This is a genomic window from Nitrospirota bacterium (assembly GCA_016207905.1).
Lineage (GTDB): Bacteria > Nitrospirota > Thermodesulfovibrionia > Thermodesulfovibrionales > JdFR-86 > JACQZC01.
This window is the reverse complement of record JACQZC010000061.1, coordinates 1-2356: the sequence shown is the minus strand read 5'-3', so window position 1 is coordinate 2356 and position 2356 is coordinate 1. Positions and strand designations below refer to the sequence as shown.

The 2356-nt window shown below is 46.1% G+C and carries 1 pseudogene; it reads right to left on the bottom strand.

Annotated elements, in window-relative coordinates:
- Positions 1 to 365: 365 nt before the first annotated feature.
- Positions 366 to 1704, bottom strand: a pseudogene (gene ltrA, locus HY805_07840) (group II intron reverse transcriptase/maturase).
- Positions 1705 to 2356 lie beyond the last annotated feature (652 nt).

The following is a 2356-nucleotide window of genomic DNA, read 5'->3' as shown; positions in this document are numbered from 1 at the left end:
TGTCCGTTTATTAAATCAGGTGTATCAGCCTTCCCTACGTGAGGAAAAGGTCGGCCTCCTGAACACTCTTGCAAACGACTTCACGCAAGCGGTTCAATTTCGGTTTGCAGTCTTCGCTTTATGCTAAGGCTTCCCAGATTGGTAGACCACTGAGTCGTTCCCACTTCAAAGAGCAGTCTGGCCGTTTACTTCCGAGCTTTCATACTGCCCATTACTGTTCAGTATGTCGGATATACCTACTTAGCCGAAACGAACAAATTGCTAAGATGGGACTTTCACCCATTAGGCCAAATATTTTACTGGCTGCGACCTCACAGAACCCAGCGTCCAGATTTCCCAGACTGGGCTCTTCAGTAATGCGTCCTTCAAGCGATGACAGGATACGGATGATATATCCTTGGTTTAGGCAGAGGATTATGCTTAAGAAAGCGATTAAATTGTGCCCAGTTGTAGCTCTTCTTCTGACTCCGTCTATTTATCCACTTATAGGATAGGCAAGTTTTGTTGCTTCCCAATGGAAGGTCTGTATTGATGAACTGTTCCCGCCTATTCCATAGTAGCGGTAATGTCCCACCAATTTCAGTTTAAATACCTTCCACCATTCTTCCAACTTCACCACATTGCGGACGTCCTTTAACCACTGATTCATCGCTTTCACTTTCTGCCAATATTTCGCCCTTGAGGTCTTTCGACCCAGTTTGAACTTACCCATTCTGGATTTAGCACCATAGTGTGTAAAACCCAAGAAGTCAAATGTCTCTACCTTTCTACCTTCCCGCTGTGCTTTATACCATACATAGCGACCAAACTCAATCATCCTTGATTTGTCTTCAGCCACTTCCAATCCAAACTTATGGAGCACTTATCTAAAGTGCTCCACTTACCCAACCTCTCTTTCAACATTTCGCTGAACCTTTTGGCCTCGCTCCCACTCTGAAAGAGGACAACGAAGTCATCACAGTAGCGAACAAGTTGGGCATATCCCTTCAACCGCTTCCTCGTAACCTTCTCGAACCAGAGGTCTAATACGTAGTGAAGGTAAATATTAGCAAGAATTGGACTTATTATCCCACCCTGTGGTGTGCCTCTGTCCACTTCCATATATTTACCCTCTTCCATCACCCCTGCTCTTAAGAACCTGCCAATCAGTTGAAGGAGAGTTGAATCTGCAATCCTTTGCTGAAGACACCTCATCAACCACTTGTGGTCTACGGTGTCAAAGAACTTCTTGATGTCTGTATCCACAACGTAGTTGACTGGTTTGGTCATAATGGCCTCGTTCACTGCATCTAAGGCGTCGTGACAACTACAATTCGGGCGAAATCCATAGGAGGCATCCACAAAGTCAACCTCGAAGATCGCCTCAAGAATCTTCTTGATGGCCATCTGGACGATCTTGTCTTCTACTGTGGGTATTCCAAGTGGCCGTTTCGTTCCATCAGGCTTTGGAATATAGGCTCGCCTAACAGGCTTTGGCCTGTATCGCTTCGCCTTCATCCTTGTCATCAAATCCCTCAAGTTCTCCTCCAAGTTGACCTCGTATTCCGCAACCGTTACCCTATCAATGCCCGGGGCCTTATCCCTCTTTAACCCCCCGAAGCATTCCTTAAGAAAATCCTCTGTGAGTAGGTGTGCCAGTGATGTAAACCTACACTTCGGATCTTCCCTGGCTCGCCGAGTTAGGGAAGCAAGTTTTGTTGACATCCTTGCTCCACCTCTGAGTGTGGAAGATGTTTCCCTTGCTTCCCATTGCATTACTGCTAACCCCTTCTCTCCACAGACATTACTCTGCTTCATCGATACTATGAGTTAGTCCGACCGCCAGAATGTAGTTCCGCACCTCCTTACCGTCCATAGGCTTGTCAGTGCCTATACCAGAAAATTCTAAGAGGGACCTTTCTCTGGTAAACATTCTGGCTCTCCCGAGTTCATATTAGCTCCTTGTAGTATCTCGCCACGGTCTTAGACCCCGTCAGTCTCTCATTACCTCGCCATAACGGTTATGAGAGTATTGCCTGCGGCTAAATAGAGCACTTAGGAAAAGTGCTCTATAAATGAACAGCATCGGCAACCTGACACCATAAATATTTCGAGGCTCAATCCCTTCGCTTTCGCTGTGGCTCGATACCTCCCTCTTCCCGCATCGCCCAGCCTGTTACCAGACTAAACGAGGGATTAGGTGCTGGGTTGGTAGCTAACCTTTACCCAGACCAGACTCTCACTGGTAAGAGTTAATACGCTTTCTCGGCACACTCATAAAACTTTTGACATTACCAGGTAGAAATCCTTAAACCTCTTCCTCGGAGTGTTTTGATTTTAGGCTATAGTGATGATAGTAATAATATCCTCCTTTTTT